The following is a 3925-nucleotide window of genomic DNA, read 5'->3' as shown; positions in this document are numbered from 1 at the left end:
CCTGAGGTTCGCCCCGCCAGTGTTCTCATTTTGTCCGCTTATGCTACAAATCGGGGCGTTTCGTTACTTCGGGCCTTACCGCCATCACCCTCTCCATCAGCCTCAAAACCATGGAGAATCAGGAACCGGCTATCAGGGCAAGTGTAATGTGTGAATGCCGTAGCCGGGATAACTGGGGCGGTTCACTTTTCAATGCCGGATTGACATCACAATATGAAGCTCCATCCCGACTTCCCGTAAATACCGATTGACTTGTCGCTGTCTTCACTCGATAAAATGCAATAATTGCGCACCGAGACGCAGTGCCTTGAGGGGAAACGACGGTGGAAACCGCATCTAACCGTAGCTACGAGCACATCGTCCGTGCCGAACGCCTCTCGGTCTCGTTCGGCAAGGTCCGCGCCCTGTCGGACATCGACCTCGCAATCGGCCGCAACGAAATCGTCGGCCTGATCGGCGATAACGGCGCCGGCAAATCCACCCTGATCAAAACCCTCACCGGCGTCATCCCGCCCTCCGCCGGCCGCCTGTTCATCCGCGACCAGCCGGTCGACTGGGCGAATTTCTCGGTCCGCCGCGCCCACGATCTCCGATTCGAAACCGTCTATCAGGAAAAATCTCTCGGTGAAAAACAGCCGCTCTGGCGCAATTTCTTCGTCGGCCGCCAGATCACCAACCGCTTCGGCTTCATCAAGGTCCGCGAACAGCGCCGCATCGCCAACGAAATCCTCCAGCGCCAGCTCGGCTTCCGCGGCGTCGGCATCGATGCCGACTCCACCGTCGCCAAACTTTCCGGCGGCGAACGCCAGGGCATCGCGATCGGCCGCGCCATGCATTTCGACGCCGATCTGATCATCCTCGACGAACCCACCACCGCCCTCGCCATCAAAGAGGTGCAAAAGGTGCTCGACTTCGTCCGCCGCATCAAAGCCTCCGGCCGCGCCGCCATCTACATCGAACACAACCTCGCCCACGTCCACGCTTTGGCCGACCGCCTGATCGTGCTCGACCGCGGCCGCATCGTCGCCAACCTCCGCCCCGCCGACCTCACCCTCGAAGACCTCACCCTCTTCCTGATCGACCTCCAGAAAACCAAGATCGAGGCCGCCACATGAGCGACACCCCGTTGAAACAACCTCTCCCCGCCCTCAACCCCCGCACCGCGATCAAGCTCGAAGGCGTGCCGATCATCATCGTCTTCTTCGTCCTGATCGGCCTGTTCATCTTTTTCGCCCCCACCGTCTTCCTGCACTGGCCGATCTACAACTCCTTCCTCGTCACCATCCCGCCGATGATGATCCTCTCCCTCGGCCTCACCCTGGTCATCGCCGCCGGCGAGATCGACCTCTCGTTCCCCGCCGTCATCGCCCTGTCCGGCTTCCTGTTCGCCCATGTCACCCGCACCTACGGCGCACCCTGGTCCGCCTGGCTCGGCCTGCTCGCCGCCATCGCCGGCGGCGCGCTGATCGGCGTGGTCAACGGCTTCCTCATCGCGGTGATCGGCATCCCCTCGATCATCATCACCATCGGCACCAGCTTCTTCTGGTCCGGTATCGCCACGGTCCTCTCCGGCGGCATGTCCTACACGCTGGAACGCCTGACCGGTTCGGTGATCAACGGCATCTTCTCCGGAACCCTGCTCGGCATCCCCACCGAAGCCTTCTGGGCCCTCGCCGTCGCCATCATCGTCTGGTTCATCCTCAACCGCCACCGCTTCGGCGAACACCTCCTCTTCATCGGCGACTCGCGTGAAGTCGCCCGCGTTGTCGGCATCAATACCGTGCGCGAACGGATCAAGCTGTTCACCCTGATGGGCGCGCTCGGCGGCTTCGCCAGTGTCCTGCTCACCCTCGAAAACCTCAGCTACTTCCCCACCCAAGGCCAGGGCATCCTGCTCTCCGCCCTCGCCGCCGTGTTCATCGGCGGCACCTCCGTCTTCGGCGGCACCGCCACCGTTGTCGGTAGCTTCTTCGGTGCCCTGATCATCGGCATGCTCGATGCCGGCATCGTCGCCACCGGCGTCGCCGGCTTCTGGGTCGAAGTCATCGTCGGCCTTGTCTTCGTCGCCGCTGTCGTCCTGCATATCGGCCTCGACGACCCCGCCCGCATCCGCCAGCTCCAGCGCCGCCTATTCACCAGACCGTAAAAATCAAACTCAAACCCACGGGAGAAACAACAAATGAAACCGCTTAAAACTGCCCTCGCCACCACCGCCCTCGCCACCCTCGCCGCGACCACCATCGCCCACGCCGCCCCCACCAGCGGCAAACTCGGCGCTGGCCTAACCATGTATTTCCAGATGGGCGGCAGCCCTGGCGACGGCTCGACCCTGCCGCGCGAGCTCGGCGCCAAAGCCGCCGCGAAAGCCTTCGGCATCAAGCTGATCGAGCAATATTCCAACTGGCAGCCCGAAACCATGCTCACCCAGTTCCGCCAGGCCCTAGCCGCAAGGCCGGACTGCATCGAAATCATGGGCCATCCCGGCAACCGCGCTTTCATGCCTCTGGTCGCCCAGGCCGAAAAACAAGGCATCGTCGTCACCGCCGGCAATGTCCCCCTGCCCAAGCTCGAAGCGCTCTATCGCGCCAATGGCTTCGGCTACGCCGGCACCTATCTGTTCAAGGGCGGGGAGACCACTGCCGAGGCCATGATCAAAGCCGGAAATCTGAAAAAAGGCGACGTCGCCCTTGAATACGGTGTCTTCGCCGAAGGTATCCGCGGCCTGTCCGACAAAGGCCTCGCTCATGGCCTGAAAAAAGCCGGCCTCAAAGTCTATGAACTCAACATTTCCAACAAGGTGAACGCCGATCCCGCCCTCGCCGTCCCGATCATTGTTGCCTTCATCGAACGCCACCCCGACATCAAGGCGATTGGTACCCAGCAAGGCCTCGTCACCTCTTTCATCCCGCAGGCGCTGAAGGAAGCCGACAAGAAACCCGGCCAGATCACCGTCGGCGGCATTGACCTCGCCCCCGCCACCATAGCTGGCCTAAAAAGTCACTACATCACCGTCACCCTTAACCAGCAGCTTTACCTGCAGGGTTTCCTTCCGGTCGCCCAATGCATGCTCACTAAAAAATTCGGCCTTGAAGGCATGAACACCAACACCGCCGCCGGTACCGATGACGGCGCCAAGGTTGACCAAATCCTGCCCCTCATCAAGCAGGGAGTCTACTGACGTGCCACACCGGCATTTCCATGGTGGGAACTGGCAACAACCTGATCCGCATTAGATCGCGATGACATAGTCCTGATTCGGTGGGAGATACCGGCGTGCCACTCGGTTAGATAGGTGGAAGGGCTTTCAGCCCTCTCGATCGCGCCTTCTCTTCGCGCCATTCGGCAACAATCGGCTTCAGGTTGGCGATCTCACCGAACAGTTCGACCAGGAGTGCTTCAAGCTCTGCGAGCCTCTGCGCGGATAATACGACGGGCGGATGCCCATGATACAAACACCCCACTGCACCAAATCGGTGTCAGGAAAACATGAACGGGTACCCACGTTTTTATCTCTCTTACCCTACGGGACTCACGCATTTGACTGTGCTGCGATGATGAAGCCTATCGCCACGGAGGCGAAGTGAGCCCATCCCGCGCGTATGGTTTTGGGACTTGGCGGCTTGTAGTAGCAGTTCCAGCCGCCGAGGCGGGCGATCATCCAGGCGAGCCATGCGAGGGATCTGGCTGGATGAGGGTTCCCTCCGTGCGATTTCGGCGGCGCCGGCAGCGTCGTGGACCTCGATCGTGGTCAGCAAGCACCATAAAAGCGGTGCACTTTCGCCATTCCCGTCGATCTTGCAGCACCTCGATCAGTACGCAGAGGAACAAGGATTAGGGCCACAACGAGAGGATTGGTAAGCTTGCTGTGCTGAGGTCAGTTTTCGAGGTGGCGAGAAGCTTTTGAGCCGAAGGAGGAAGCCGTCCG

At 60.9% G+C, this 3925-nt stretch carries 3 protein-coding genes; all 3 read left to right on the top strand.

Translation table 11 applies throughout. The annotated features are described in order from the left end of the window. The first annotated feature begins 323 nt into the window (after window positions 1–323). Genes ACP5E6_RS16845 through ACP5E6_RS16835 form a run of 3 tightly spaced genes read left to right on the top strand, consistent with a single transcriptional unit; the run spans window position 324 to window position 3178 of the window. On the top strand, window positions 324–1115 hold the full coding sequence (locus ACP5E6_RS16845; protein WP_427956112.1) for an ATP-binding cassette domain-containing protein: 792 nt from the start codon (window positions 324–326) through the stop codon (window positions 1113–1115). Then, on the top strand, window positions 1112–2146 hold the full coding sequence (locus tag ACP5E6_RS16840; protein WP_427956110.1) for an ABC transporter permease: 1035 nt from the start codon (window positions 1112–1114) through the stop codon (window positions 2144–2146). The genes ACP5E6_RS16845 and ACP5E6_RS16840 overlap by 4 nt, the downstream gene beginning before the upstream one ends. Window positions 2147–2179: 33 nt before the next feature. Then, window positions 2180–3178 carry a substrate-binding domain-containing protein gene (locus ACP5E6_RS16835; protein WP_427956109.1) on the top strand — a complete coding sequence of 333 codons (999 nt, stop codon included), beginning with the start codon at window positions 2180–2182 and terminating at the stop codon, window positions 3176–3178. The last annotated feature ends 747 nt before the right edge of the window (window positions 3179–3925 follow it).

It is taken from the genome of Acidiphilium sp., from assembly GCF_049977125.1.
Classification (GTDB): domain Bacteria; phylum Pseudomonadota; class Alphaproteobacteria; order Acetobacterales; family Acetobacteraceae; genus Acidiphilium.
Note: the sequence above shows the minus strand (reverse complement) of the source record. Positions and strands in the feature narration are given on the sequence as shown.

Bases quoted from the DNA above. Each gene is read 5' to 3' on its own strand.
- ACP5E6_RS16840 (WP_427956110.1), top strand. From the start codon at position 1,112: ATGAGCGACACCCCGTTGAAACAACCTCTCCCCGCCCTCAACCCCCGC.
- ACP5E6_RS16835 (WP_427956109.1), top strand. From the start codon at position 2,180: ATGAAACCGCTTAAAACTGCCCTCGCCACCACCGCCCTCGCCACCCTC.